The 752-nt window shown below is 27.9% G+C and carries 2 protein-coding genes; both read right to left on the bottom strand.

The features are described 5' to 3' along the window. The coding region (locus L21TH_RS02550; protein ID WP_034429126.1) for a hypothetical protein at window positions 1-432 on the bottom strand (432 nt) is incomplete at its 3' end. Window positions 433-446: 14 nt separating this feature from the next. Further along, window positions 447-752: hypothetical protein (locus L21TH_RS14460; protein ID WP_034429124.1), on the bottom strand; the 306-nt coding region annotated here is incomplete at its 5' end.

Below are 752 nucleotides of genomic sequence, written 5' to 3'. Positions count from 1 at the left end.
CTTTTCAATTTCTTCATAGGTTTTTAAGCTTTTTTCCTGATTATTCTTTATCTTCTGTATTAAAATATCTATCTCTTCTTTTTTTTCATTTTGTTTAATAAGTTTATTCAATTTTTCCAAATCTTCAAGTGTATTATCAAGAAAATGCACTACTTGAGGAAAATCTACTCCTTCTATCGAGGCAAAGTATCTAGCCGTGATTATATATTCAATTGTTTTAGCTAAAACTATTTCATCTATATTATCTCTATCTGATATATAACTTAATACTTTACTCGGAACTAATCTTAAAGCATATGTTTCAATACTAGAAACCACATCTCCATACTCTATTTTTGTTTCTATATTTTCCTTGTATTGATAAATATTAAAAACGATTGATGCGACTATTATAGAAATTAGTGTTATAATTAGTATTTCTTTTTTTTTCATAATCTCCCCTCTTTTTAATCTACAACTGTTAAATTAAAACAATCTTGTGCTCTATCACTATCATAATAAACATAAACATATCCTCCCAATGGAATGTGATATCTTTCTCTATATTGCATTTCAGCATAGAAATCACCTTCAACTTTTCCTTGACTTGCATTTACTCCAACTATAAAATACTCAACGTCTTTATCATCAAAATCTAATTCTAATGTTGACCCTGCTGTAGTTACTAAGCTAGGTTTATACATACTAGAATCAACATCTAAAGAACCTTTACCATCATTTAGTGCAGCATCAAGTGTACTAGTTGGTATACC

This window comes from Caldisalinibacter kiritimatiensis, assembly GCF_000387765.1.
Taxonomy (GTDB): domain Bacteria; phylum Bacillota; class Clostridia; order Tissierellales; family Caldisalinibacteraceae; genus Caldisalinibacter; species Caldisalinibacter kiritimatiensis.
This window is presented reverse-complemented; position numbering and strand designations above follow the sequence as displayed.